Below are 718 nucleotides of genomic sequence, written 5' to 3'. Positions count from 1 at the left end.
CTACGATAGTTGCTACAACACCAGCACCTACAGTACGACCACCTTCACGGATAGCAAAACGAAGACCTTCATCCATCGCGATTGGTGCGATTAGAGTTACTGTCATCTTGATGTTATCACCAGGCATTACCATTTCTACGCCTTCTGGTAACTGTACGTCACCAGTTACGTCAGTTGTACGGAAGTAGAACTGTGGACGGTAACCTTTAAAGAATGGAGTATGACGACCACCTTCATCTTTAGAAAGTACGTATACTTCTGAAGTGAATGTAGTATGTGGGTTGATTGAACCAGGCTTAGCTAGTACTTGACCACGTTCAACGTCTTCACGCTTAGTACCACGTAGAAGTGCACCGATGTTTTCGCCAGCACGACCTTCGTCAAGAAGCTTACGGAACATTTCAACACCAGTACAAGTAGAACGAGTTGTATCATTGATACCAACAATTTCTACTTCGTCATTGATGCGGATGATACCAGCTTCAACACGACCAGTTACAACAGTACCACGACCCTGGATTGAGAAAACGTCTTCGATAGGCATGATGAATGGCTTATCGATGTCACGCTCTGGCTCTGGGATGTAAGAGTCAAGTGCGTTTGCAAGCTCAACAATCTTATCTTCCCACTCTTTCTCGCCTTCTAACGCTTTAAGCGCAGAACCAGCGATTAGAGGTAAGTCATCACCTGGGAAATCGTATTCAGAAAGAAGTTCACG

Annotated in this window: 1 protein-coding gene; it reads right to left on the bottom strand. The window is 44.8% G+C overall.

Going from position 1 to position 718, the window contains the following annotated elements:
* Window positions 1-718: EF-Tu/IF-2/RF-3 family GTPase (locus H5115_RS19985; protein WP_259396451.1), on the bottom strand; the 718-nt coding region annotated here is incomplete at both ends.

It is taken from the genome of Pseudoalteromonas sp. SR44-2, assembly GCF_014163745.1.
In the GTDB taxonomy this organism is placed as follows: domain Bacteria; phylum Pseudomonadota; class Gammaproteobacteria; order Enterobacterales; family Alteromonadaceae; genus Pseudoalteromonas; species Pseudoalteromonas distincta.
Note: the sequence above shows the minus strand (reverse complement) of the source record. Positions and strands in the feature narration are given on the sequence as shown.